23 protein-coding genes are annotated in these 25,224 nt (G+C 69.3%); 12 read left to right on the forward strand and 11 right to left on the reverse strand.

Features of this window, described 5'->3' with window-relative positions; genetic code table 11:
* The first annotated feature begins 26 nt into the window (after positions 1 to 26).
* The 4 genes from MZV50_RS06060 (at position 27) to MZV50_RS06075 (ending at position 4,673) form a co-directional block, all read left to right on the forward strand.
* The gene (locus MZV50_RS06060; protein ID WP_252633518.1) at positions 27 to 617 is read left to right on the forward strand and encodes a DUF4893 domain-containing protein; all 591 of its coding nucleotides are present in this window, start codon (positions 27 to 29) and stop codon (positions 615 to 617) included.
* 96 nt (positions 618 to 713) lie between these two features.
* Entirely contained in the window at positions 714 to 1,481 is a 768-nt protein-coding gene (locus MZV50_RS06065; protein WP_252633519.1) for a M48 family metallopeptidase, read from the forward strand.
* Positions 1,482 to 1,578: 97 nt separating this feature from the next.
* On the forward strand, positions 1,579 to 4,158 hold the full coding sequence (gene clpB, locus MZV50_RS06070; RefSeq protein ID WP_252633520.1) for an ATP-dependent chaperone ClpB: 2,580 nt from the start codon (positions 1,579 to 1,581) through the stop codon (positions 4,156 to 4,158).
* 182 nt (positions 4,159 to 4,340) lie between these two features.
* Positions 4,341 to 4,673: a hypothetical protein gene (locus MZV50_RS06075; protein WP_252633521.1), complete on the forward strand. Its 333-nt coding sequence runs from the start codon at positions 4,341 to 4,343 to the stop codon at positions 4,671 to 4,673.
* Between the two features lie 125 nt (positions 4,674 to 4,798).
* Here MZV50_RS06075 and MZV50_RS06080 read toward each other — a convergent pair whose 3' ends face one another.
* Positions 4,799 to 5,386, reverse strand: a complete 588-nt coding sequence (locus tag MZV50_RS06080) for a TetR/AcrR family transcriptional regulator (protein ID WP_252633522.1) — start codon at positions 5,384 to 5,386, stop codon at positions 4,799 to 4,801.
* A gap of 104 nt (positions 5,387 to 5,490) precedes the next feature.
* Here MZV50_RS06080 and MZV50_RS06085 point away from each other — a divergent pair, with 104 nt between their 5' ends.
* Positions 5,491 to 6,459, forward strand: coding sequence for an SDR family NAD(P)-dependent oxidoreductase (locus MZV50_RS06085; protein ID WP_252633523.1), 969 nt, complete (start codon positions 5,491 to 5,493; stop codon positions 6,457 to 6,459).
* Between the two features lie 205 nt (positions 6,460 to 6,664).
* On the opposite strand, the gene MZV50_RS06090 is transcribed toward MZV50_RS06085, so the two are convergent.
* Entirely contained in the window at positions 6,665 to 9,331 is a 2,667-nt protein-coding gene (locus MZV50_RS06090; RefSeq protein WP_252633524.1) for a glycoside hydrolase family 3 C-terminal domain-containing protein, read from the reverse strand.
* Between the two features lie 211 nt (positions 9,332 to 9,542).
* Here MZV50_RS06090 and MZV50_RS06095 point away from each other — a divergent pair, with 211 nt between their 5' ends.
* A complete protein-coding gene (locus MZV50_RS06095; RefSeq protein ID WP_252633525.1) occupies positions 9,543 to 11,723 on the forward strand; it encodes a TonB-dependent receptor in 2,181 nt (726 codons plus the stop codon).
* A 209-nt stretch (positions 11,724 to 11,932) separates the two neighbouring features.
* Here MZV50_RS06095 and MZV50_RS06100 read toward each other — a convergent pair whose 3' ends face one another.
* The 3 genes from MZV50_RS06100 to bla all read right to left on the reverse strand — a co-directional run bounded on the left by MZV50_RS06100 (position 11,933) and on the right by bla (position 15,237).
* Entirely contained in the window at positions 11,933 to 13,573 is a 1,641-nt protein-coding gene (locus MZV50_RS06100; protein WP_252633526.1) for a sensor histidine kinase, read from the reverse strand.
* A gap of 131 nt (positions 13,574 to 13,704) precedes the next feature.
* A complete protein-coding gene (locus MZV50_RS06105; protein WP_252633527.1) occupies positions 13,705 to 14,055 on the reverse strand; it encodes a hypothetical protein in 351 nt (116 codons plus the stop codon).
* Between the two features lie 267 nt (positions 14,056 to 14,322).
* On the reverse strand, positions 14,323 to 15,237 hold the full coding sequence (gene bla, locus MZV50_RS06110) for a class A beta-lactamase (protein ID WP_252633528.1): 915 nt from the start codon (positions 15,235 to 15,237) through the stop codon (positions 14,323 to 14,325).
* A 99-nt stretch (positions 15,238 to 15,336) separates the two neighbouring features.
* On the opposite strand from bla, the gene MZV50_RS06115 reads away from it, so the two are divergent.
* Both MZV50_RS06115 and MZV50_RS06120 read left to right on the forward strand, forming a co-directional pair.
* Complete coding sequence (locus MZV50_RS06115; RefSeq protein WP_252633529.1) at positions 15,337 to 16,206, forward strand: LysR family transcriptional regulator; 870 nt, start codon at positions 15,337 to 15,339, stop codon at positions 16,204 to 16,206.
* Positions 16,207 to 16,398: 192 nt separating this feature from the next.
* Positions 16,399 to 16,968 carry an OmpA family protein gene (locus MZV50_RS06120; RefSeq protein ID WP_252633530.1) on the forward strand — a complete coding sequence of 190 codons (570 nt, stop codon included), beginning with the start codon at positions 16,399 to 16,401 and terminating at the stop codon, positions 16,966 to 16,968.
* Between the two features lie 111 nt (positions 16,969 to 17,079).
* Here the strand turns inward: MZV50_RS06120 and MZV50_RS06125 are convergent, their stop codons facing one another.
* Positions 17,080 to 17,877, reverse strand: a complete 798-nt coding sequence (locus MZV50_RS06125) for an SDR family NAD(P)-dependent oxidoreductase (protein WP_252633531.1) — start codon at positions 17,875 to 17,877, stop codon at positions 17,080 to 17,082.
* Positions 17,878 to 17,989: 112 nt separating this feature from the next.
* Between MZV50_RS06125 and MZV50_RS06130 the strand changes: the two genes are divergently transcribed.
* Together MZV50_RS06130 and MZV50_RS06135 are read left to right on the forward strand one after the other, a co-directional pair.
* Positions 17,990 to 18,487, forward strand: coding sequence for a winged helix-turn-helix transcriptional regulator (locus tag MZV50_RS06130; protein ID WP_252633532.1), 498 nt, complete (start codon positions 17,990 to 17,992; stop codon positions 18,485 to 18,487).
* A 207-nt stretch (positions 18,488 to 18,694) separates the two neighbouring features.
* On the forward strand, positions 18,695 to 20,071 hold the full coding sequence (locus MZV50_RS06135) for a M20/M25/M40 family metallo-hydrolase (protein WP_252633533.1): 1,377 nt from the start codon (positions 18,695 to 18,697) through the stop codon (positions 20,069 to 20,071).
* A 40-nt stretch (positions 20,072 to 20,111) separates the two neighbouring features.
* On the opposite strand, the gene MZV50_RS06140 is transcribed toward MZV50_RS06135, so the two are convergent.
* Complete coding sequence (locus MZV50_RS06140) at positions 20,112 to 20,381, reverse strand: GNAT family N-acetyltransferase (RefSeq protein ID WP_252633534.1); 270 nt, start codon at positions 20,379 to 20,381, stop codon at positions 20,112 to 20,114.
* A 168-nt stretch (positions 20,382 to 20,549) separates the two neighbouring features.
* Entirely contained in the window at positions 20,550 to 21,734 is a 1,185-nt protein-coding gene (locus MZV50_RS06145) for an acetyl-CoA C-acyltransferase (protein WP_252633535.1), read from the reverse strand.
* Between the two features lie 235 nt (positions 21,735 to 21,969).
* Here MZV50_RS06145 and MZV50_RS06150 point away from each other — a divergent pair, with 235 nt between their 5' ends.
* Together MZV50_RS06150 and MZV50_RS06155 are read left to right on the forward strand one after the other, a co-directional pair.
* Positions 21,970 to 22,470 carry a winged helix-turn-helix transcriptional regulator gene (locus tag MZV50_RS06150; protein WP_252633536.1) on the forward strand — a complete coding sequence of 167 codons (501 nt, stop codon included), beginning with the start codon at positions 21,970 to 21,972 and terminating at the stop codon, positions 22,468 to 22,470.
* Positions 22,467 to 22,679, forward strand: coding sequence for a hypothetical protein (locus MZV50_RS06155; protein WP_252633537.1), 213 nt, complete (start codon positions 22,467 to 22,469; stop codon positions 22,677 to 22,679). Before MZV50_RS06150 ends, MZV50_RS06155 begins: the two co-directional genes overlap by 4 nt.
* A 202-nt stretch (positions 22,680 to 22,881) precedes the next feature.
* Here MZV50_RS06155 and MZV50_RS06160 read toward each other — a convergent pair whose 3' ends face one another.
* The 3 genes from MZV50_RS06160 to MZV50_RS06170 form a co-directional block, all read right to left on the reverse strand.
* On the reverse strand, positions 22,882 to 23,508 hold the full coding sequence (locus MZV50_RS06160) for a hypothetical protein (protein WP_252633538.1): 627 nt from the start codon (positions 23,506 to 23,508) through the stop codon (positions 22,882 to 22,884).
* Between the two features lie 207 nt (positions 23,509 to 23,715).
* A complete protein-coding gene (locus tag MZV50_RS06165) occupies positions 23,716 to 24,120 on the reverse strand; it encodes a DUF4126 domain-containing protein (RefSeq protein ID WP_252633539.1) in 405 nt (134 codons plus the stop codon).
* 118 nt (positions 24,121 to 24,238) lie between these two features.
* On the reverse strand, positions 24,239 to 25,192 hold the full coding sequence (locus tag MZV50_RS06170; RefSeq protein ID WP_252633540.1) for a proline iminopeptidase-family hydrolase: 954 nt from the start codon (positions 25,190 to 25,192) through the stop codon (positions 24,239 to 24,241).
* Positions 25,193 to 25,224: the final 32 nt, after the last annotated feature.

Here is a 25,224-nt window from a genome sequence, read left to right on the forward strand (position 1 = left end):
TGACCTCAACGTCCCAGGAGCCGCCCATGCGCGCCGCGACCGCCGTCGTCCTTTCCCTGCTCGCCGCCAGCCCGGCCCTGGCCGCTTCGGGCGACTGGCGCGCCGACGCCCGCCGCGACGACATCCGACGGCTGGAGCGGCTGGACGAGGCCTGGGACGCGGCGCTGTCGCAGGCGCGGGGCGAGGGGCATGGTCGGGAGCTGCGGGCCCTGGGGGCGCTGGTCGACCCGCGCGCCGCCCTGGCCCGGCCCCAGCCGACGCCGGGCGGCTATCGCTGCCGGACCGTCAAGCTGGGCTCGCCGGGATCGGGTCCCTCCTACGTCGCCTATGGCTGGTTCCGCTGCCGCGTCGCGCTGACGCCGGGCGGCGACCTCGTCCTGGAGAAGACCACCGGCTCGCAGCGCCAGGCCGGCAACCTCTATCCCGAAGCGTCCAGGCGCCTGGTGTTCCTGGGCGCGGTCGCCTGGGGCACGGGCGAGGGCCGGGCCCGCTACGGCCGCGACGCCGACCGCGACCAGGTCGGGGTGTTCGAGCGGATCGGCGCGGGCCGCTATCGCCTGGTCCTGCCGTGGCCCAGGCAGGAGTCGAAGCTGGACATCCTGGAACTGCGGCGCTGACGGATGACAAACCGGTAAGGTCAAGCTCTGGCGGTTGCGCGCCGCAATGCGGCCGTCGATAAGGCGTATGTCGCGTTTGAAACATAGCCGAGCTTCATGGCCATCCTCGCCCGCCTGACCCTGCCTTTGCTTCTGGCCGCCGCCTGCATGGTGTCGGGCTGCGCCTACAATGCCGACCTGGGCCGCGACCAGCTGCTGATCGTCAATGACGACAGCCTGGCCCGCGACGGCGAGAAGGCCTGGGCCGACACCCTGCGCCAGAGCTACGTGTCCAAGGAGCCGCGCAAGAACGCCCGCGTCCAGGCCGTGGGCGAGCGGGTGATCGCGGCGGCGGGCCTGGCCAACCGGCCGTGGGACTACGCGGTGTTCCTGGACGAGGCGCCCAACGCCTTCGTGCTGCCCGGCGGTCACGTCGGGGTGACCGTGGGCCTGCTGGCCCTGGTCAAGAACGACGACCAGCTGGCCGCCGTGATCGGCCACGAGGCCGGCCACGTCGTCGCCCACCACGCCGCCGAGCGCGTCTCGCAGGAGCGGACCTCGCGCATCCTGCTGGGCATCGCCGGGGCGGCGGCCGGGGGCAGCGACCTGGGCAAGCTCTTGAAGGATCACGGCGGCGAGGCGGCCAAGTACGGCGTGCTGCTGCCGTTCTCGCGCAAGCAGGAGCTGGAAGCCGACCGCCTGGGCGTCGACTTCATGGCCCGCGCCGGCTACCGCCCGCGCGAGGCGGTGGCGCTGTGGAAGAGCATGGAGGCGCTCGACGAGGCCCAGGGCAGCAAGGGCGGCGACGCGCTGGGCTCGACCCACCCCTCGGACGCGGTGCGGATTTCCGAGCTGGAACGATATCTGACCAGCCGGGGTTGGTAGGCCTTGTGTGGCTGATCCGCCACACCTAAATGCCCTCTCGGAGCGTGCTGTGCTTGATCAAGGCGGCGCGCCCCGATCCGCCTAGGAAGGGGACACCATGAACATCGATCTCTATTCGGACCGCGCCAAACAGGCGGTCCAGTCGGCCCAGAGCCTGGCCCTCGCGCGAGGCCATCAGCAGTTCGCGCCCGAACACATCCTCAAGGTCCTGCTCGAGGAGAAGGACGGCCTTTCCCGCGCCCTGATCCAGAGCGCCGGCGGCCGCCCCGACCAATTGGACGGCGGCGTCGAGACCCTGCTGGCCAAGACCCCGCGCGTCGACGGCGCCGGCGGCCAGCTGTACATGAAGCCCGACACCGCCCGCGTCTTCGCCGAGGCCGAGAAGGCCGCCAAGGCGGCGGGCGACGCCTTCGTCACCACCGAGCGCCTGCTGATCGCCGTCGCCAAGGAAGGCGGCGACGCGGCCAAGCTGTTCAAGGAGGCCGGCGCCTCGGCCCAGGCCCTGGAGACCGCCGCCAACGCCATCCGCAAGGGCCGCACCGCCGACAACGCCAACGCCGAGGAAGGCTACGAGGCGCTGAAGCGCTACGCCCGCGACCTGACGGCGGCGGCCCGCGACGGCAAGCTGGATCCGGTGATCGGCCGCGACGAGGAAATCCGCCGCACGATCCAGGTCCTGTCGCGCCGCACCAAGAACAACCCCGTCCTGATCGGCGAGCCCGGCGTCGGCAAGACCGCCATCGTCGAAGGCCTGGCGCTGCGCATCATCAACGGCGACGTGCCCGAGAGCCTGAAGGACAAGAAGCTGCTGTCGCTGGACATGGGCAGCCTGATCGCCGGCGCGAAGTATCGCGGCGAATTCGAGGAACGGCTCAAGGCCGTGCTGGCCGAGGTCACCGCCGCCGAGGGCTCGATCATCCTGTTCATCGACGAGATGCACACCCTGGTCGGGGCCGGCAAGTCGGACGGGGCGATGGACGCCTCCAACCTCCTGAAGCCCGCCCTGGCGCGCGGCGAGCTGCACTGCGTCGGCGCCACCACGCTGGACGAGTACCGCAAGCACGTCGAGAAGGACGCGGCCCTGGCCCGTCGCTTCCAGCCGGTGTTCGTGCAGGAGCCGACGGTCGAGGACACCATCTCGATCCTGCGCGGCCTGAAGGAGAAGTACGAGGTCCACCACGGGGTGCGCATCTCGGACAGCGCCATCGTGGCCGCCGCGACGCTCAGCAACCGCTACATCGCCGACCGCTTCCTGCCGGACAAGGCGATCGATCTCGTGGACGAGGCCTCCAGCCGCGTGCGCATGGCGATCGACTCAAAGCCGGAAGAGCTGGACGAGATCGACCGCCGCCTGGTGCAGCTGAAGATCGAGCGCGAGGCCCTGTCCAAGGAAACCGACAGCGCCTCGAGGCAGCGCCTCGAAAACCTGGAAGTCGAAGTGGACGACCTGCAGTTCCGCAGCGACGAGATGACCGCCAAGTGGAAGGCCGAAAAGGAAAAGGTCGGCGGCGCGGCGCAAGCCCGCGAGGCCCTCGATCGCCTGCGCGCCGACCTGGCCAACGCCCAGCGCGCCGGCGACTTCGCCCGCGCCGGCCAGATCCAGTACGGCGAGATCCCGGCCCTGGAGCGCCGCCTGGAGGAAGCCGAGCAGGGCGACACCCAGGCCCTGACGCCCGAGGTCGTCGACGCCGAGCAGATCGCCGCCGTGGTCAGCCGCTGGACCGGCGTGCCGGTCGAGAAGATGCTGGAAGGCGAGCGCGAGAAGCTCTTGAAGATGGAGGACGAGCTGCGCGGTCGCGTGGTCGGCCAGGACGAGGCGCTGGCCGCCGTTTCCGACGCCGTCCGCCGCGCGCGGGCCGGCCTGCAGGATCCGTCCAAGCCGATCGGCAGCTTCCTGTTCCTGGGCCCGACGGGCGTGGGCAAGACCGAGCTGACCAAGAGCCTGGCCGAGTTCCTGTTCGCCGACGAGCACGCCATCACCCGCATGGACATGTCCGAGTACATGGAAAAGCACTCGGTCAGCCGGCTGATCGGCGCGCCTCCCGGCTATGTCGGCTACGACGAGGGCGGGGCGCTGACGGAGGCCGTGCGCCGGCGTCCGTACCAGGTCGTGCTGTTCGACGAGATCGAGAAGGCCCATCCGGACGTCTTCAACGTGCTGCTGCAGGTGCTGGACGACGGTCGCCTGACCGACGGCCAGGGGCGTACGGTCGACTTCCGCAACACGCTGATCATCATGACCAGCAACCTGGGCGCCGAGTTCCTGGCCAACCAGGAAGAGGGTGAGGACGTCGAGGCCGTCCGGCCGATGGTGATGAACATGGTGCGCGGCCACTTCCGCCCCGAGTTCCTCAACCGGATCGACGAAATCATCCTGTTCAAGCGCCTCAGCCGCGCGCACATGGGCGACATCGTCAAGATCCAGCTGCAACGGGTCGAGAAGCTGCTGACCGACCGCCGCATGACGCTGTCGATCGACGCCGAGGCCCTGAACTGGATCGCCGACAAGGGCTATGACCCGGTCTATGGCGCGCGCCCCCTCAAGCGCGTGATCCAGAAGGAGCTGGTCGACCCGATCGCCCGCAAGCTGCTGGCCGGCGAGATCGAGGACGGCGGCGTCATCGCCGTCGGCGTCGCGGACGGCCAGCTGTCGTTCGGCAAGGCGACCCTGCAGTAAATGGCCAAACTCCCTCTCTCTTGGAGATAGGGAGGGGCCCGCCTCCCAGAACGGACTCCATCCGTGTCATCCCGGCTCTCCGCGCTTGCGCTACGGCCGGGATGACACGAGATGGGGTGTTGCTGGCCCTGTGGCGTTGTCTGAACGCTTTCCCGTCAACGCCGTACGCGGTATCTCCCCGCATGGCCAAAACCACCAAGCTGATCGTCGAGTTCGACATCGAGGTCGACGGAGACCCCTATGTCTGGCGCCTGCACCGCCTGCCGCAGTGGTCGTACGACCCGTCGGAACGCCACGGCAAGGTGATCGCCGCGCGCCACAAGGAAGGCCAGCGCGAGGCGCTGATCGAGTTCCCGCCCGGCCCCAAGCCCAAGTTCAGCGCCCCGCCGCTGAAGCCCTCGCAGGTCCCCGTCCGCGTCGTCGCCAAGGCCATCGCCTCGGCCATCGAAGCCGGCTGGGAACCCCTGTCGCGCGGCAAGCCCGTGGTGATCTACGTCGACGAGGAGGGGGCGTAAGGCGCCCATCCTCCCCCTAGCGGGGGAGGTGCCGGCTCGAAGAGACGACGGAGGGGGAAGAGGCAAGGTTCGCAGCACTTCCCCCACCGGTCCTTCGGACCACCTCCCCCGCTAGGGGAGGATTTCTAGGCCCGCAGCCCCGCCATCATCACGCTGAGCAGCCTTCGCGCGCCGGCGTCCCAGCCGGGTTGTTCGTAGCCCTGGCTGAGCCCGCTCATCATCCTCAGAATATCCTCGAAGCCGATGTCGGGGCGGATGTCGCCGGCCGCGTGGGCGGCGTCGGTCAGCCTTTGCAACGTCGCCAGGATCGTCGAGCCCGAGCTGGCGTAGAGTTTCGAGCCCTCGCCCGGATCGGCGCGCAGCGCCGGGGCGATGACGCGCTTGGTGGCCATGTAGTCGATCAGCACATTCAGCCAGTCGCCCAGGGCCTGGCCCGCCGGCCCTCGGGCCAGCAGAGCGTCGGCCGAGGCCGCCAGCTGCTCGATCTCGCGCGCATAGACCGCCGCCACCAGCGCCTCGCGGGTGGGGAAGTGGCGATAGAGCGTGCCGATGCCCACGCCGGCCCGGCGCGCGATGTCCTCCAGCGGCGCTTCGGCCCCGGTCTCGGCGAAGGCCGCCTTGGCCGCCCCCAGCAGCAGGTCGCGGTTGCGCAGGCTGTCGGCGCGGGGCTTGCGGGTCCCCTTCTCGGGAGGAGCTTCAGAATCTTCGGGCATCGACCTTGAAAAGCGGAGGCTGCCTCCGAATATGTATCCGGAGCCTTCCTCCATTTAATCCTCCGGATCGGCTCGGACAACACCAAACCCTCAGGGACAGAGCCATGAGCACTCCATTCGGCGCCACATCCACCACCGACGACGTCCTGGCCGGCGTCGATCTTTCGGGCAAGCGCGTGCTGGTCACCGGCGTCTCGGCCGGCCTGGGCGTCGAGACCGCCCGCGTCCTGGCCGCTCACGGCGCGGATGTCGTCGGCGCGGCCCGCGACCTCCAGAAGGCGGAAGGCGCGACCGCCGTCGTCCGCGAGGCGGCGGCCGCCGGCGGCGGGTCGCTGACCCTGATCGAGCTGGACCTGGCCGACCTGAAGAGTGTCCGCGCCGCCGCCGACGCCCTGGTCAAGGACGGCCGGACCTTTGACCTCGTCATCGCCAACGCCGGCGTCATGGCTCCGCCTTTCGGCAAGACCAAGGACGGCTTCGAGACCCAGTTCGGCACCAACCACCTGGGCCACTTCGTGTTCGTCAACCGCATCGCCAGCCTGCTGAAGGCCGGCTCGCGGGTGGTGTCGCTGGCCTCGGCCGGCCACCGCTTCTCGGATGTCGATCTCGAGGATCCCAATTTCGAGACGACCGAGTACACGCCGTTCGGCGCCTATGGCCGCTCCAAGACCGCCAATGTCCTGTTCGCCGTCGAGTTCGACCGCCGGCACAAGGATCGCGGCGTGCGGGCCACCGCCGTGCATCCGGGCGGCATCCAGACCGAGCTTTCCCGCCACATGGACCCGGTCTTCATCCAGCAGTGGATGGACCAGCTGAACGCCGAGGCCGCCGCCGCGGGCCAGCCGCCGATCCAGCTGAAGACCATTCCGCAGGGGGCGGCGACCAGCGTCTGGGCCGGGGTCGTGGCGCCGGCGGACGCGGTCGGCGGCCGCTACTGCGAGGACTGCCATGTGGCCGAGCTGACCGACAACGACTCGCTGCTCCGCGCCGGCGTTCGGCCCTACGCCCTCGACCCCGCCCGCGCCCAAGCCCTGTGGGCGCTGAGCGAGACGATGGTCGGCGAGACGTTCTGAGGGGGTTTTAGCCGCCGGCCTCCAGACCCAAACACCGCTTCCCCGGCGAAGGCCGGGGCCCAGATCGAACCCAGGGCGGTTCACGCAATGGCGAGGTGAAAGGCGCGTTAGCCCCAGCCTCCCCGGATGAATCTGGGCCCCGGCTTTCGCCGGGGAGACGGAGAATGGGGATATGAATCGCGTTGGGCTGCCGAGGGGCCGGACCCTAGCCCCCGACCTCCACCGTCGCCGCGACGCCGGCGGGCTTGGCCAGGCCCTGCCGGCTGACCGGTTGGCCGCCGCCGATCCAGAGGTCGGCGGCGCCGGGGACCACGCGGCGCTGGCCCTTGTCGTCGACCGTGCTGAAGGCGGCGGGGTCGAGGGCGAAGGTCAGCTTGCGGGTCTCGCCCGTCTTGAGCGTCACGCGCTGGAAGCCCTTCAGGGACCGGATCGGCGCACCAGCGACGCCGGGGCGGGTGACATAGAGCTGGGCCACCTCGTCGCCGTCGCGGCCGCCGGTGTTAGTGACCTCGACCGAAACGGTCAGCGGCTGGCCCGGCTTCAGCTTCGCCGCGCTGAGCACCGGCTTGCCATACTTGAAGGTGGTGTAGGACAGGCCGTAGCCGAACGGGTACAGCGCTTCGCCGCCGAAGTAGCGATAGGTGCGGCCGGCCATGCCGTAGTCCTTGAACGGCGGCAGCTGCTCGGCCGAGCGGTAGAAGGTCACGGGCAGGCGGCCGGCGGGGCTGTAGTCGCCGGCCAAGAGGCCCGCCACCGCCGTCCCGCCCTCGCCGCCGGGGTACCAGGCCTCAACGATGGCCGGGACCTTCTGGTCGGCCCAGTTCACCGACATCGCCGAGCCGTTGACCAGCACCAGCACGGTGGGCTTGCCGGTGGCGACCAGGCCTTCCAGCAGCTTGGCCTGCGGGCCGGGCAGGTCGAGGCTGGTGCGGTCGCCGCCGGCGAAGCCCGGGGCGTGGACCGGCATCTCCTCGCCCTCGACCCGCGCCGACAGGCCGCCGACGAAGACGATCAGCTCGGCGTCCTTGGTGGCGGCCACGGCCGTGTCGGCGTTGTCGGCGGGCTGGCTCCAGGTCAGGCGCTGGCCGCCGCGATTGCTGTCCTGGCGGGCCTCGATGGTGATGGCGTAGGCCTTGCCGGCGGTCAGCATCACGGTCTGGGCCTGGCCCGGATCTTGGATCGTGTCCCAGGCTTCGGCGACCGGCCGGCCGTCGATCTTGATACGCCAGCCGCGCTCGCCGTCGATGGCGAAGCTGTGGGGGCCGCTTTGCGTCGGCGTGACGAAGCCACTCCAGCGGATGGAGGCCTGCCGGGCGGTGCGCGTCGGCCAACCCCAGCGGAAGTTGACGTTGGCGTCGACGCGCGTGGCGGTCGGCGCGCCGGCCAGCTCCAGGCCCGCATATTCCTCGACCTTCAGGCCCTTGGCCGCGCAGGCGGCGTCCTGGCAGAAGATCGCATCCGGCGTCGGCGCGCTGGGCGGACCGATCAGGCCCGTGCCCGCGACATAGGTGACCTTGGCGCCGGGGAAGCGGTCGCGGATGCCGGCCAGCACGGTGACCGGCTTGGACGGCGTGCCGTTGTAGTTGCCGACCAGAGCGTCGACGCTGTCGGCGTTGGGGCCGATCACGGCGATCGTCTTCGGCGCGGTCTTCAGCGGCAGCAGGCCGTCGTTCTTCAGCAGCACCATGGCCTTTTGCGCCGCCTTCAGGGCCAAGGCGCGGTGGGCGGGTGTGTCGTTGTCGGCGGCGGTGATCTTGCCCCAGGGACCCGAGCCCTTCGGGTCGAACAGGCCCAGGCGCATGCGGCCCTCGAACAGCCGGCGGGCGGCCTGGTCGACCTCGGCCTCGGTGGCCAGGCCCGTGCGCACGGCCTCGACGATGGCGGGCGCCTCGACGCCGTTGGCGCCGCCGAAGTCGCACAGCAGGTCGGTGCCGGCCTTGACCGTCACGGCGAAGGCCTCGGCCGCGGTCTTGCGATAGGCGTGCGAGGTGGGCAGGTAGACGTCGGCGATGGCCCCGCAGTCCGAGACCACGTGGCCGTCGAACTTCCACTGGCCGCGCAGCTTGTCCTTCAGCAGCGCATCGCTGGCGCAGGCCGGCTGGCCGTCGACGGCGTTGTAGGCGCACATCACCGACTGCGCCTTGGCCTTGGTCACCAGGGCCTCGAAGGCCGGCAGATAAGTGTCCTCCAGGTCGTGGCGCGAGGGGTGGATGTCGTCGCGATGGCGGTCGGCCTCTGGCCCGCTGTGGACGGCGAAGTGCTTGGCCATGGCCAGGGTCTTCAGGTGGTTCAGGTCGGGACCCTGCAGGCCCTCGACGAAGGCCGAGCCCAGGGTGGCGGTCAGGACCGGGTCCTCGCCCCAGGTCTCCTGGCCCCGGCCCCAGCGCGGGTCGCGGAAGATGTTGATGTTGGGCGACCACACCGTCAGGCCGCGATACTGGGCGGTCGAACCGTCCGGCGCGACCTTCTCGACATATTTGGCGCGGAACTCGGTGGCGATGGTGTCGGCGATCTCGTGGACGAACGGCGCGTCCCAGGTGGCGGCCATGCCGATCGCCTGCGGGAAGACGGTGGCCTCGCCGGCCCGGGCCACGCCGTGCAGGCCCTCGTTCCACCAGTTGTAGGCGGGCACGCCCAGGCGCGGGATCGCGGGGGCGGCGTGGCGCAGCTGGCCGGCCTTCTCCTCCAGCGTCATGCGCGAGACCAGGTCGGCGGCGCGCTGGGCGGCGGGCAGCTTGGGATCCTGGTAGGGCAGGGGCTTGTCGGGCGGGGTCTGGGCGACCGCCGAGGACGCGATGGCCAGCGCGATCAGCGACGGCGTGATGGCCCTGACGGCGATCTGGCCAGCAATCTTTCCAGCGATCAGGCGCATGGTCGTTTCTCTCCCCGCTCCCGGCTTCGTCGCCGATGTCAGCGCCGGGAAGCTAGCAGAAATGATACCGGTAACAAGTAGCTCGCTGGTCATGATGGCGTTCCGATATTCACTATCGTGAGTGTGAATATTGACGCATCCGCCGTTTGGTGGGACCCTTGGGTTTCGGGCGCCGCAAGAGCGCCGGAGGAAGCATCCGAAGGGGAAGACCATGAGACGAGAGCTCTGGCTGACGGCGTCGGCCGCCATGCTGCTGTGGGCGGGCGCGGCGCGGGCCCAGGACGCCCAAACGACCCAGACGACCCAGCAGGCCAAGCACGACGAGCCGGCGGTGCTGGGCGAGGTGGTGGTCACGGCGGAGCGGCGGACGACCAACCTGCAGACCACGGCCGTCGCGGCCACGGTGCTCAGCGCCGACGACCTGAACAACAAGGCCGTCTCGTCCCTGGACCAGCTGCAGTTCGCCGCGCCGTCGGTGACGGTGCAGAACTTCGGCCAGGGCAACTTCTTCAACGTGCGCGGCATCGGCAAGTCCGAGGCCACGACCGCTGTCGGCGTGGGGGTGATCACCTATCGCGACGGCGTGGCGGCGTTCCCGGGCTATTTCCAGACCGAGCCCTATTACGACCTAGCCAGCCTGGAAGTGCTGCGCGGTCCGCAGGGCACCTTTGCCGGCGCCAACGCCACGGGCGGGGCGGTGTTCATCCGCTCGCAGGATCCCAACTTCCGGGGCGTGAACGGCTACGTCCAGGGCCAGGTCGGCAACTACAAGGACTTCAAGGCCCAGGGCGCGATCAACCTGCCGATCAGCGACACCCTGGCCGGCCGGATCGCCTTCAACCACGAGACCCGCGACAGCTTCTGGGACATTACCGGCCCCTACAAGGGTCACCCCGGCGACGTGGACAGCAACAGCATCCGCCTGGGCCTGCTGTGGGCCCCCAGTCCGGCGCTGAAGGTGACGCTGAAGGCCGACTACAACGACATCGACCTGGGCGGCTATCCGGCCGATCCGGCCCTCTCGACCAACGATCCGTTCAAGATCACCAGCAATGGCCCCAACTCGGCCCACGACACCTTCGTGCGCTCGTCGCTGAACGCCAGCTACACGTTCGGCAACGGGATCATGCTGCGCTCGATCACCGGCTACCAGAACGGCACGGCCAAGTTCTCGACCGACCTGGACGGCACGAGCGCGCTGAACAACACCTTCTACGACACGGTCAAGGAGGAGGTCTGGTCGCAGGAGTTCAACCTGCTGTCGCGCGGCGACCAGCGCCTGACCTGGCTGCTGGGCCTGTACTACCAGTACGACGAGGTCGAGTTCCCGGCCTCGAAATATCCGACCGCGGACTATCGGGTCGGCTTCCCCGAGAACGTCCTGGACATCTATCTGTGGGGCAAGACGCCCAAGGAGACGTCGGCGGCGTTCGGCCAGGTCAGCTATGACCTCAGCGACCGCCTGCAGCTGCAGGTGGGCGCGCGCTACGCCCATTCGGTCTCGACCAACGACGACGTCTACCAGACCTATCCGCAGTTCGGGATCGTCCTGCTGCAGAACTCCCAGATCAAGGACGACAAGGTGACCGGGAAGGTCACGCTGAACTGGAAGCTGGACGACGACAACTTCGTCTACGGCTTCGTGGCCACGGGTCACAAGATGGGCGGGCTGAACGGGCCCAACCTCTACCAGCCGGCCAAGGCCTTCGCGCCCGAGAACCTGACCGACTACGAGGCGGGTTGGAAATCGACCCTGGCCGGCGGCCGCGTACGCACCCAGCTGGGCGTCTACTACAACGTCTACAAGAGCTTTCAGGTCAACATCGGCGACCCCCAGTACCCGCAGATCAACCGCATCCAGAACGTCCGCGGCGACACCAAGCTGTACGGCCTGGAAGGGTCGGCCCAGGCGCTGTTTGGACGCGCCGCCTTCGACGTGGCGGTGTCGGTCTCGCACTCGTCGCTGGGCGGCTTCTACGGCGCCGATCCGCGCCGGGGGCGGACGGGGACCTGTGATCCCGCCAGCGGCCCGGCCAGCGTCAACTGCGTCGACCTGAACGGCAACCGCCAGGCCTACGCCCCGACGTTCACCTTCCACGCCGGGGCGCAATACACGTTCGCGCTGGACGGCGGGGCCACCCTGACGCCCCGGCTGGACTACGCCCACATCGGCTCGGCCTATACGACCATCTTCAACAACGCCGCGCTGGGCGACCGGCTGGCGGCGCGCGACATCGCCAACGCCCTGGTCACCTGGGCCAAGGGCGACTGGAAGCTGGCGGCGTACGCGACCAACCTGACCAACCAGACCTATGTCGCGGCGATCAATTCGGGCCTGCGCTACGCCGGGCCGCCCCGGCAGTACGGCCTGAACCTGACCCGGATGTTCTAGAGCGGATCGGCGTTCAGCACCTCAATGGACCTCGCACTCCTTTCCCCGTTTCCCCGGCGAAAGCCGGGGCCCAGATTTATCCAGAGAGACTGGGGCTGACGCGCCTTTTCGCCTCGCCATGCCGGTGAACGCCCGGGGTTCGACCTGGGCCCCGGCTTTCGCCGGGGAGAGCGGGTTTTTGAAGCTCAGAAGCCGAAGTTCGATCTGTTCTAGAGCTTCGGGACGCCGGCGAAGACCGGGCGGGCGGCGGGCGCGGGCTGGGCCACCGCGAACGCCGCCTCGACGGTGAAGCGGCTGCCCTGGCCGGGCTGGCTGTCGACGTCCAGGACGCCGTCCATCATCTCGACGATCTGGCGGGTGATGCCCAGGCCCAGTCCCGCGCCGCCGGCGCGGCTGGCTTGGTCACCGACCTGTTCGAAGGGGCGGAAGATGGCGTCCAGCTGGTCGGCGGCGACGCCGACCCCGGTGTCCTCGACGACGAAGCGCAGGCGGGCGCTGGCGTCCTGGGCCGAGACGACCGACACCCGCAGGGTCACGCCGCCCGTTTCCGTGAACTTGATGGCGTTGCCCAACAGGTTGATCAGCACCTGGCGCACGCGCTTGCGGTCGGCGACGACGGCGGCCGGCACGTCCGGCGCGATGTCGACCCCGAAGTCCAGGCCCTTTTCCTCGGCGGGCAGGCGGAACATGTCGCCGACCCCGGCCAGGGTCTCGCGCAGGTCGAATGGCGCGGCGACCAGCTCGAACTTGCCGGCCTCGATCTTGGCGATGTCCAGGATGTCGCTGATCATGGCCAGCAGGTGCTCGCCGCTGGACTGGATGGCCGTGACGGCGGCGCGCTGCTTGATGTCCAGGTCGGTGCGGTTCAGCCAGTAGGCGTAGCCGATCACCGCGTTCAGCGGCGTGCGCAGCTCGTGGCTCATATTGCCCAGGAAGCGCGACTTGGCGCTGCTGGCGGCCTTCTCGGCGGCGTGGGCTCCGGCCAGCAGGCGAGCCTCCTGGGCCTGCATCCGCTGGCGGGTCTCGTAGGCGCGCCGCATGCCCAGGGCGCGATGGACCAGGAAGCCGGCGCTCAGGACCAGCCAGGCCCCCAGGATGACCAGGTAGTATTGCTCGGTCGAGAGGTACGAGCCCTCGAAGACGATGTCGTCGATCGACATGGCCAGGGCGTCGGGCGCCTTGGCGTCGCGGGTGGTGATGGCCACGATGTGGACCTGGTCCAGGTCCGGGGCGGTTTCGCGCGACGGCAGGCCGTGATTGGCCACCCACCACTGCTCGGGGGCCAGCTGGGCCAGCGGCAGGCGGACCTCGTTGCGGCCCTGGACGACGGGGAAGTCGATGGCCAGCGGCATCAACTCGTCGCCGAGCCGGGCGCGCAGGGCCGGCGGCGGCGAGGCCTTGACCAGCAGGCGCAGGTGGTCGCCCGCGCCGTGATAGGTGAACCGCAAGGTGACGGTGCGCAGGCGCGTGAAATCCAGGCCGACGTCGCGGCGCTTGGCGTCCAGCTGCAGGCCATAGCCGCAATAGGGATATTGCACGCCTCCGCGGATCTCGCACGACCAGGCCAGCGGCCGGGCGGGGTCGATCGACGCGACCGAGCGGCCGCCGTTCTTGGCGTCGGAGAAGGCGAAGGTCGCGAACCGTTCGGACTGGGGCGAGAAGACCAGCCGCTGGGTGGTGAGGGCGCTCTTGCCCAGCACGGCGGCGAAGGTGATGGCCAGCAGCAGGAAGACCGCCGCCTCGAGCCGGAGGTTGGCGTAGTCCAGCCAGGGCTTGTGGCCGAACCGTCCGGCGGGGCGCGCTAGAACGCGCTCCGGGGTCGACGCCTGATGATCCGGACCGTTGGGCACTTTTCCCCTCGAACGCCCCGAGGCGCGCTCGGCTCCCGACATGGAAACCGGTGTCTCCCTCTTAGGAGAACAGCGTTTCCGCATCGTTTAGCGGGGACCTTAAAGGGTGCGACATTTTTGACCGTCCGGGCCTACCGCCGCCCCATCCGCGCCAAGGCGGCCTGCATGGCCGCGGCCTGGGCCGCCGGCGCCCTGACGGGCGGCGGGGCCGGCGGCGGCTCGGCGTCGATCCGGGCCAGGGCTTCCTGGAGGATCGTCGGCGCCGCGCGGGGTCTGTTCTCACGCGGCGGCGGGACCAGGGCGCTGATCCTGCGAGCCTCGACGGCCAGCTGGCCGGCCAGCCGCGCCTTTTCACGGGCCTTGGCCAGCACGGCCGGGTCGTTGCTGTGCTCGATCATCGCCCAGGCGGCGTCGATCGCGTCCATCAGCTTCTTCTGCAGGGTTTCGCACCAGCTGCGGGCGGGGGTGTCGGTGTCGCTCATGAGGGTCAAGCATGAGGGCGCCGAGACCCGCGAGCATAAGAAACGGGTGTTTTCGTCTAAGTATCTGTAATTGAAGGGAAGTGTCGGCGTTTTTACGGGGATATCCACGGGCGTTCCCTCCCCCTTGCGGGAGAGGGGGGCCGTCGAAGGCGGTCGGGTGAGGGGTGCTCTCTTTGCGATGACGCCTTTCGACCCCTCATCCGTCAGCTTCGCTGAGCCCTTCTTCCGCAAGGTGAGAAGGGGCGCCCTGTGGATAACTTTATGTCGTTACGCCCCGAACCCCGCCGTCACGACGGCGCGGGCCACTTGGGCGTGCACCGCGTTTCGCGCATCGTCGTCACTGCTGCCCCGGTCGTGGAAGCACGCGATCAGGATCGGCTTGCGGCCGGGCGGCCAGGCGATGGCGATGTCGTTGGTGGTGTTCTTGCCGTTGTTGCCGGTCTTGTCGCCGACCCGCCAGCCCTTGGGCAGGCCCGCCCGCAGGCGCCTGTCGCCGGTCCTGTTGGCCACGACCCAGTCGGTCAGCTGCCGGCGCGAGGCGGGCGAAAGGGCGTCGTCCAGCAGCAGGGTCCTCCAGGTCGCCAGGATCGCGGACGGGGTGGTGGTGTCGCGCGGATCGTCGGGGGCGCCGGTGTTCAGCTCGGGCTCGCGGCGGTCGCTGCGGGTGGTCTGGTCGCCGATGGCCCGCAGGAAACGGGTCAGGTCGGCGGGGCTTCCTAGAGCGTCGAACAGCAGGTTGGCAGCGGCGTTGTCGCTCCAGGTGATCGTCGCCTCGCACAGGGCGCCGATGGTCATGCCGTCCTCGATGTGCTTCTCGACCACCGGCGAATTGCCCATCAGCACGTCGCGGCCGAAGGTCACCCGGCGGTCCAGCCGCTCGCGGCCCTGGTCGACCCGGCGCAGGATAGCCGCCGACAAGGGCATCTTGATCGTGCTGCACATGCGGAAGCGCTCGTCGCCGCGCCAGGCGAACCGGCGGCCGGTCCGGGTGTCCAGGACCGCAACGCCCAGCCGACCGCCGCTGGCCCGCTCCAATTCGTTAATACGTGAAGTAAGGTCTGAAGCCGGCTTGTCGGCGAAGAGGGCGGCGTTCGCCACGTCGGGCGCCAGGCCAAGCGAAAGTCCGGACACGACGGCGGGCGCGGCCGCCAGGGCCGTTATCAGCATTCTGCGATTGAGCATGTAGGGGTCTCCTTGCCCGCGAACCCTTGCCCGGCGCTGGCCCTCCCCGCAAACGACGATACCTTGGCGGAGCCATTAGCTGAATTTGGGTCTATCGCCATGAGCCGCGCCCAGCTGCCCCTGAACGCCCTGCGCGCCTTCGAGGCCTCGGCCCGCCACCTGTCGTTCACGCGGGCCGCGATCGAGCTGTGCGTGACCCAGGCCGCCGTCAGCCACCAGGTCAAGGGGCTGGAGGCGCGGCTGGGCGCGGCCCTGTTCCGCCGCCTGCCGCGCGGCCTGGCCCTGACCGACGAGGGCCTGGCCCTGCTGCCCAGCGTGCGCGACTCGTTCGACAAGCTGGGCGACGTCCTGGCCCGCTTCGAGGGCGGCCGGGTGCTGGAGGTCCTGAGCGTCGGCGTGGTCGGCACCTTCGCGGTCGGCTGGCTGCTGCCGCGCCTGGCCGACTTCCGCGAGGCTCATCCGTTCGTGGACCTGAGGCTGTTCACCAACAACAACCGCGCCGACCTGGCGGGCGAGGGGCTGGACTGCGCCATCCGCTTCGGCGACGGGGCCTGGCACGGCACCGAGGCCGCCCCGCTGTTCGAGGCGCCGATGAGCCCGCTGTGCGCGCCCGCCCTGGCCGAGCGCATCGCCGAGCCGACCGCCCTGTTCGGCGAGACCCTGCTGCGCAGCTATCGCGCCGCCGACTGGCCCGACTGGTTCGCCGCCGCCGGCCTGTCGCCGCCCCCAATCCGGGGGCCGGTGTTCGACAGCTCTTGGGTGATGGTCGAGGCGGCGATGCAGGGAATGGGGGTGGCGCTGGCCCCGCCGATGATGTTTGCTCGCGACCTGCAACAGGGGCGCCTGGTACGCCCCTTCCAGACTCAGGTCAGCGCCGGCCGCTACTGGCTGACGTGGCTGAAGTCCAAGGCTCCGAGTCCCGCGCTTCGGGCTTTTCAGGCGTGGCTTTCGCGCACTTCGGAAGAATAAAAAACTTCGGAACCAAAGTCCGGACACGGCGCTTGCGCGCGGTATAAAGTCTCGGAATTGTCGAGCTGTATCAATGGTCTAGCTTGGCCCGGAAGCGCCGGAATCGCGCCTATCTTTGGCCCAGTTTGGCTTGCCGAGTTCATCCCAGCGAGCGTTGCAGGACGCCCGCGCCCACTACGGATGAGACTTAAAATGATAGCAAGCACGAAGACCATGATGGTCGCCGCCGCCCTGGTGATGGGCGGCCTGTCGGTTTCCGGCTGCGCGACCAAGAAGTACGTCAACACCCAGGTCGGTCAGGTTAATGAGCGGGTCAGCGCTCACGACACCCAGATCGGCGAGCTGGACAAGACGTCCAAGGAAGCCCTGGATCGCGCCATCGCGGCCGGCAAGCTGGCCGAGGGCAAGTTCCAGTACGCCCTGGTGCTCAGCGACGACTCCGTGAAGTTCCCGGTCAACGCCGCGGATCTCTCGCCGGAAGCCGAGCAGCGCCTGGCGGAGTTCAGCGAGAAGCTGAAGGCCGACAACAAGAACGTGTACCTGGAGATCCAGGGCCACACCGACAATTCGGGCTCGAAGGAATACAACGAAGAGCTCGGCGAGAAGCGCGCGGAGACCGTGCGCAAGTTTCTGAGCCAGCATGGCGTCGCCCTGAACCGGATGGCGACGATCTCGTACGGCCCGGAAAGCCCGGTCGCTCCGAACGAAACGCGCGAAGGCCGGGCCCAGAACCGCCGCGTCGTCGTGATGGTGCTCAGCTAAGAGTTTACCTTCCGGGAGGTCATTCAACGGCCGGCATCAACCCGTTGAACGACCTTCAGGGCGGACTCGCCGGCGCGGGAGTGAGCGCCGCGCCGGCGAGCTTTCCATTGTCTAGGCCTTGAAACGCGCGGCCGGCTGGCTGCGCGACAGGTTCGGATAGAGCTTGGCCTTGGCGGCCAGGGCATTGTCCCAGTCGGCGGCGTCCGGCAGCGACGGGATCGTCACCAGCTCGCCCCGGTCGAAGCCGGCCAAGGCCGCGTCGACCATGTCGTCGACGTCCATGACCATGTTCGGATCCATCGCCTCGATGTCCGAGCCCGAGCGTTCCCAGATCTCGGTCCGTGTGGCGCCGGGCAGCACCGCCTGCAGGCGAACGGCCGAGTTGGCGAACTGCACGCGCAGGCCCTGAGTCAGGTACAGGACGAAGGCCTTGGTCGCGCCGTAGACGGGCATGCCCAGCTCGGGCATCAGCCCGACCACCGAGGCCAGGTTGACGATCACGCCGGTGTCGCGCGGCACGAAGTTGCGGGCCGCCGCCGAGGCCAGGCGGGTCACGGCCGTCACGTTCAGCTGGATCATCTTCTCGAACGCCTCGGGATCGGTCGCCACGAAGTCGTTCGCGCCGGCCACGCCGGCGTTGTTGACGAGGGCGGTGATGGCCGTGTCGGTCGCCAGGCGCTGCTCGATCTTCACCAGGTCGGCCTTGTCGGTCAGGTCGGCCTTGATCACCTCGACCTTGACGCCGGCCTCGGCGCGCAGGCGCTCGGCCAGGGCGTTCATACGGGCCTCGTCGCGGGCGACCAGGATCAGGTCGTGGCCGCGCTTGGCCAGGCGGTCGGCATAGACCGCGCCGATGCCGGTGGACGCGCCCGTGATCAGGGCCACGCCCTGGTTGCTCTTGTCGCTCATCTTCGTCTCAAGTCCCTCTTGTCCAATCGTGGGCCGAGGCCCCAACGGTCCGGCGTTCCGCATAGCTATGAGGTAACTTGCATTTCGCAAGTAAGTGGCCAAGTCTTTCGTCATGAGCAAATCTGAACGCGCCCTCACCCAATGTCCGGTCGGCCGCACGCTGGAGCGGGTCGGCGACGGCTGGACCTTCCTGATCCTGCGCGACGCCGGCCATGGCCTGACCCGCTTCGACCAGTTCGAGAAGAGCCTGGGCGTGGCGCCTAACATCCTGACCAAGCGTCTGGCGGCCCTGATCGAGAACGGCCTGCTGGAGAAGCGCCGCTACCAGGAACGGCCGCCGCGCTTCGAATACGTGCTGACCGACCTGGGTCGCGACTTCGGCGGCGTGCTGGCGGCCATGCTGGCCTTCGGCAACCGCCACTTCATGCCCGAGGGCGTGGCCGGCCAGCTGGTCGATCGTGAAACAGGCAAGGCGGCCGAGCCGATCCTGGTCGACAAGGTCAGCGGCAAGCCGATCACCGCCGAGGCCTTCGCGTACGCCGCCGGCCCGGCGGCGGGGCCCGAGGTGCTAGACCGGGTGGCGTTCATCGCCGCGCGGGGGTCCCAATAATCCCACCTCCCCGGCTAAAGCCGGGGCCCAGGTCGAACCCGGAGCGCTCGATGGGCTGACAGGGCATGTCTCGGATCATCCCAAATCGCTCGGACTGAATCTGGGTCCCGGCTTTCGCAGGGAAGACGGAGGGGGAGATCGGGGTTGGGGGTTGTGTGTCGAGAGCTTGATCGGCAACGTCCGGACCCTGATTTCCGGGGAATCCGCATGCGTCTGCCTCTAACCCTCGCCGCCCTGCTGGTCGCCGGCGCCGCCAACGCCCAGCAAGCCCCTTCGACCGACCAGCCGCTGCTGCGGACCATCGCCGCCGACGTCGATCCCAAGGCGCTGGAGAGCACGATCCGCGCGCTGGTCGGCTTCGGCACGCGGCACACCCTGTCGGACACCAGGTCGGACAAGCGCGGCATCGGCGCGGCGCGCCGCTGGGCCAAGGCGCGGTTCGAGGCGATCGGCAAGGACTGCGGCGGCTGCCTCACAGTCGAGACTCCGGCCCAGACCTTCACCGGCAAGCGCGCGCCGAACGGCGTCGAGGTCATGGACGTCCTGGCCATCCAGAAGGGGACGACCGATCCGAACCGGGTGATCCTGATCGCGGGCCACATCGACAGCCGCGTCACGGACGTCATGGACTTCACCAGTGACGCGCCGGGCGCCAATGACGACGCCTCGGGCGTGGCGGCGGTGATCGAGGCGGCGCGGGTGCTCAGCAAGCACCGGTACGCCGCCACCCTGGTGTTCGCGGTGCTGTCGGGCGAGGAGCAAGGCCTATACGGCGGCAAGGTGCTGGCCGACTACGCCCGGGCCCAGGGCTGGAAGGTCGAGGCCGACCTCAACAACGACATCGTCGGCAACAGCCGCGGCCAGAGCGGGGTGATGGACAACACCCACGTCCGGGTCTTTTCCGAAGGCACCAAGGCCGTCGAGACGCCGGAGCAGGCCAACAGCCGGCGCTACAACGGCGGCGAGGTCGACAGCCCCTCGCGCAACCTGGCCCGCTACCTGGACGGCCTGGCCGACCGCTACCTGACCAATTTCGACGTGGTCATGGTCTACCGCACCGACCGCTATGGCCGGGGCGGCGACCAGGTGCCGCTGCTGGAAGCCGGCTATCCGGCCGTGCGGGTGACCGAGGCGGTCGAGAACTACGACCGCCAGCACCAGACCCTGCGCACCGAGAACGGCAAGGCCTATGGCGACACCATTGACGGGGTCGACTTCGCCTACCTGGCCCAGGTGACGCGGTTGAACACGGTGGCCATGGCCAGCCTGGCCTCGGCCCCCGCGCCGCCGGCGGGCGTCAAGATCGAGGGCGCGGTCAGTCCGGACACCAAGGTGTCCTGGAGCCCGACGCCGGACGCGGCGGGCCACAAGGTCTGGTGGCGCGGCACGACCGACCCGACCTGGCGCTTCAGCCGCTGGGTCCCGGCTGGCGACACCGCCACCACCCTGAAGGACGTCGTGATCGACGACTTCTTCTTCGGGGTCTCGTCGGTCAGCGCCGACGGCTGGGAAAGCCCGGTCGTGTTCCCGGGGGCGGCGGGGAGCTTCGAGAGCGCGGTCACCGCTCCCGCGATCAACAAATAAACCAACTTCCCGGCGAAAGCCGGGGAAACGGATTGAAGAGCTAGGCGATCAGGTCCGGATCGTTCCGCTTCAGCCAGGCCGCCGCGTAGGAGCATAGCGGGGTGATCCGCATGCCCTCGGCGCGGGCGGTCTCGGCGACCTTGCCCATCAGCCGTCCGGCCGCGCCGGTCCCGCGCAGGGCCATGTCGGCCTCGACGTGGGGGATGACCAGCCGGTGGCCCGCGCGCTGGTAGTCGGCCCAGGCGAGATGCCCGTCCTCCTCAAGCTCGTAGCGGCTGAGTTCGGGGTTGTGGCGGAAGGTGTCGGTCATGGCTTTCCAACGCGGGGCGACGGCGGTCGTTGCCACATATAGAAACCCTCCCCCTAGCGGGGGAGGTGGCGCGAAGCGCCGGTGGGGGAAGTATTACTGAGCTTGCCTCTTCCCCCACCGTCGTCTCTTCGAGCCGACACCTCCCCCGCTAGGGGGAGGATTGAATCGCTAAACCAGCTCCACCGCCATCGCTGTGGCCTCGCCGCCGCCAATGCAGAGGGACGCCAGGCCCTTCTTGCCGCCGCGCGCCTGCAGGGCCGCGATCAGGGTGCACAGGATCCGCGCGCCCGAGGCGCCGATCGGGTGGCCCAGGGCGCAGGCGCCGCCGTTGACGTTCAGCTTGTCGGGGTCGATGCCCAGCTCCTGCTGGGCGATCATGGCGACCACGGCGAAGGCCTCGTTGACCTCGAACAGGTCGACGTCAGCGACCTCCCAGCCGGCCTTCTTCAGCGCCTTCTTCATGGCCGGCACGGGGGCGGTGGTGAACAGGCCCGGTTCGTGGGCGTGGGCGGCGTGGCTGACGACGCGGGCGACGATCGGCAGACCCAGTTGCTTGGCCACGCTCTCGCGGGTCATGACCAGGGCGGCGGCGCCGTCGCTGATCGAGCTGCTGTTGGCCGCCGTGATGCCGCCGTCGCGGGCGAAGGCCGGGCGCAGGGTCGGGATCTTGGCCGGGTCGGCCTTCAGGGGCTGCTCGTCGGTGTCGACGACCTCGGTCCCCTTGCGGCTGACGACGGTGACCGGGGTGATCTCGGCCTTGAAGGCGCCGCTCTCGATCGCCGCCTTGGCCTTGGCCAGGCCGCGCGTGGCGTAGTCGTCCATGGCCTCGCGGCTGAACTGGTACTGGGCCGCCGTGTCCTCGGCGAAGGCGCCCATCAGCTTGCCCGGCGTGTAGGCGTCCTCGAGCCCGTCCAGGTACATCGAGTCCCACATCTGGTCGTGGCCGATGCGGGCCCCGGCGCGGTGCTTGGACAGCAGGTACGGCGCGCCGGTCATGCTCTCCATGCCGCCGGCCACAACGACGTCGACCGAGCCCGCGGCGAGGGCGTCGTGAGCCAGAATGGCGGCCTGCATGCCGCTGCCGCACATCTTGTTGACGGTGGTGGCCTCGACCGAGAGGGGCAGGCCCGCGCCCAGCGCCGCCTGACGCGCGGGGGCCTGGCCCAGGCCCGCCGGCAGCACGCAGCCCATGATGATCTGCTCGACCTTGTCGCCGGCCACCCCGGCCCGTTCGACCGCCGCCTTCACGGCGCTGGCGCCCAGTTCGGTGGCCTTCACCCCGCCCAGCGCGCCCTGGAAGCCGCCCATCGGCGTGCGGGCATACGAGACGATGACGACGGGATCGGCGGACATGAACGAGGCTCCCTGAGCTGATTTCGAGGCGAGATAGGCCCTCATCGACGCATCATGCGCAAGTCGGTTGCGAGAGCGTGATGGAAAGGGGCGAGCGGTTTCGACGGGGGATCGCCGGACCGCTCGCCAGTCTGCAATAACCGAGAGAGTCAATTGCGATAAAAAACCTACTCCGGTTCATATTCAAACGCAACGCTCTCTTGCTTTCCCTCGCGGAACGCCGCACCCTGCCAAAATGGGCCGCACAGCTGACTATACGAACGAACGTTGCTCGGTCGCCGCCACCCTCGAAGTCGTGGGCGATCCGTGGACCTTGCTGATCCTGCGCGACGCCTTCGCCGGGGTGAAGCGCTTCGAGCAGTGGCAGGAGCGGCTGGGCGTGGCCCGCAATGTCCTGGCCGCGCGGCTCAAGAGCTTGGTCGAGAACGGGGTCATGGAGACCCGGCGCTATTCCGAGCGTCCGCCGCGCCACGAATACTGGCTGACCCAGAAGGGCCTCGCTTTGTCGCCGGTGCTGCTGACCATGGCCGAGTGGGGCGACCGCCACGTCTATGGCCGCGACAACTCGCCGGTGCTGTTCAATCACAAGGCCTGCGGCTGCGCCTTCCATCCCGTCCTGGCCTGCGAGGCCTGCGGCGACGTGGTCCAGCGCCGCGACCTGGAGCGCGCCCCGCGCAAGACCGAGGCCCCGACCGTCGGCGAGGCCCTCGAGGCCGTGAAGATCGCGGCCGAGTGAGCTTTCGCTTCCACGTCCATCGCGACAAGCCGGCCTATCGGCTGGTGATCGCGGAGGGCGCGCCGTTTCCGGCGGAAGCGAATGAGGACGACTGGCGCTTCACCCTCGCCCGAGAACGCGCCGACACCGCGCCCGATGTCGCCAAACGGGTCGACGAGACCGGCTACTGCCTGTTCAAGATCGGGCTGTCGTTCGACGAGATCGTCTAGCGCGGATCCAGGTTCAGCGTCCTCCGAGCCTCATACCCCATCACCGTCTCCCCGGCGAAAGCCAGGGCCCAGATCCATCCAGAGAGGTTGGGGCTGACGCGCTTTCTCGCCTCGCCGCCCCATGAATGCTCGTGGGTTCGATCTGGGCCCCGGCTTTCGCCGGGGAGGGCGGATCTTGGGGGTTCGAAGCTGAATGCAGACCCTACCGCGCGGCCCTGCCGTAGGCGCTGATGGCGGCGGCCATTTCGGGGGTGGCGTCGGCGGGGACGGCGGGCGCAGTGTCGGGCGCGGCGCCGCCGGCCAGGCGAGCCTGGGCCTCGGCCGACAGGGTGATGCTGTCGCGGCGCTCGGCCGTCGCGGGCTGGACGCCCTCGAGATCGGCCTGCAGGCGGCCGCGATAGTCGGCGACCGAACTGGGCCCCTGGCTGTCCTGAACGCCGACCTGCAGCGAGGCGATGATCGCCTGATCGGTTTCGGACAGGCCGTTGAAGGCGTCGAGCGCCTGGCGTTGCGGCGCGGGCGGCGCGGCGTCGGCGCCGGCCCAGGCCGAGCGGGTGAAGGTGTTCAGCGCCGACTGGATGGTCTTGGCGAAGGGCGACTCGGTCAGCGCCTGGGTCAGGCTCGCGCGCTCGGCGTAGCCCGCGCCGTTATAGCGATTGGCCAGGGCGTGATAGGCGTTCAGCTGCTGGTCGACCCCAACCGCGCCGCTGGTGTCGTTCAACGCGGCCGTCGCGGCCGCGACGCCGCCGGGAAAGGCGAGCGAGGACTGGGCCGCGTCGATCGTCGATGTCTGCGATATCCGCATCTTGTCGGCAGCTTGGCGAGTCATGGTGAAGGCCGCGTGAATAACGCGGTTTTTCGCACGGAAAGCGTGGCCCTTACGCTGCGGCCGAATGGCGCGGCCTTAGTCCGCGACGCCGCCGCGCAAAGGATCCTCGCCGGTCAGGTCCTTGATGTGCTGGCGCTGGCGGCGGACGCCCTCGGCCGTGACCTTGGGCTTGGGCGGTTCGGGGGCGCGGCGCGGGTTTCTTCGGGGTCATCGCAGGGCTCGCGTGACCAGCTGGGCCGCGCCGACGGTCAGGGCGTCCTCGACCAGGCCGCTGGGCGTCTGGCCGAAGCGGTCGATGGCCCGCATGCGCAGGTTGAAGATGACATAGGCCGCCGCCACCGCCGCGCCGGCCGCGATCGCGCCGCCCAGCAGCATCCGCTTGCGTGGCGCCAGGGCCGCCCCGGTCAGGCCGGCGGTGATGACCCGCGCGGCGATGCCCAGCGGCACGATCCGGTCGGGCGCGGACTTCAGCTTGTCGCCCCACAGCTCGCCGGCGGCCAGGGCCTTGGTTCCCGCCGCGACCAGCGGGTGACCCAGCAGGCGGGCCGAGGGGTTGTTGTCGGCCAGATGACCGCCGTGAGCGGCCTCGCTGACCGCGGCCAGCGGCGTCATGGAACGGGATCCGGCCGACAGGCCGATGAGTAGGGAGCGGAGCATACGGGCGTTCCTATTGGCTGTCCCAACCAGAACCCCGCGCCGCCCGGTTCGATCCCTTGGCGGGCGACCGGCCTCAGGTCTCGGCCAGGAACCCCCGTACCAGGGCGTTGTAGGCGTCCGGCTGTTCGACCATGGTCATGTGCGAGCAGCCCTTCATCACCACCATGCGCTTCGGTCCGGAGATCCCGTCGCGGATGGTCTCGTGGCAGTCCAGGGTGACCTCGTCGAACTCGCCGGTGGTGATCAGGGTCTTCTGGGTGATGGCCTTCAGGTCCTTGCGGCGGTCCCAGGTCTTGATCACGCCGGTGATGTAGAACTCGTTGGGACCGTTCATCACCCGGTAGGCGATCGACTTGGAGAGGGCCTCGAACGAGACCAGGGCGTCCGGCGTCGGTGGGACCCGCAGGACGAAATTGTCGTAGAACTTCTGGGTCAGGGCAGCGTATTCGGGCGTGTCCATCTTACCGGCCTTCTCCAGGCCGTGCAGTTTGGCGGCGAAGCCGTCGGGCATGCTGTCGATCAGCCGTTGCTGGCCGGCCATGGCCTGGGGCACACTGGCCAGGGCGCCGCCCAGAATGACTTTCTCGACGCCCGCGCCGCGACCTTGGCACAGATACTCGATGGCCAGCATCGAGCCCCACGAGTGTCCCAGCAGCACCACCCTCTCCAGGCCCAGGGCCTTGCGCACCGCATCCAGCTCGTCGACCGAGCGCTGGACGGTGTAGATCGCCGCGTCGGTCGGGGCGTCGGCCTTGCCCGTGCCCAGCTGGTCGTAGAAGATCACCGGGCGCTCGTCGGCCAGGGCCTTCATCGAGAGCAGGTAGTTGTGCGCCGCGCCGGGACCGCCATGCAGGGTCAGAAGCGGCGTCTTGCCGCCCGATCCGAACTTTCGCCAATAGATCTTGCCGCCCGGGATCTGGGCGTAGCCCTCCGCTTCCGGAACCGCGGCCTTGGCCATGCCCGCGCTCAGCAGGGCCGCGCCGCCGGCCAGCGCGCCGCGCCGGCTGATCGTCGTTCGATCGGTCATCTCTTGAAGTCCCCTGGCGCGGCTCGCGGCAT

It is taken from the genome of Caulobacter segnis (assembly GCF_023935105.1).
GTDB classification, from domain to species: domain Bacteria; phylum Pseudomonadota; class Alphaproteobacteria; order Caulobacterales; family Caulobacteraceae; genus Caulobacter; species Caulobacter segnis_B.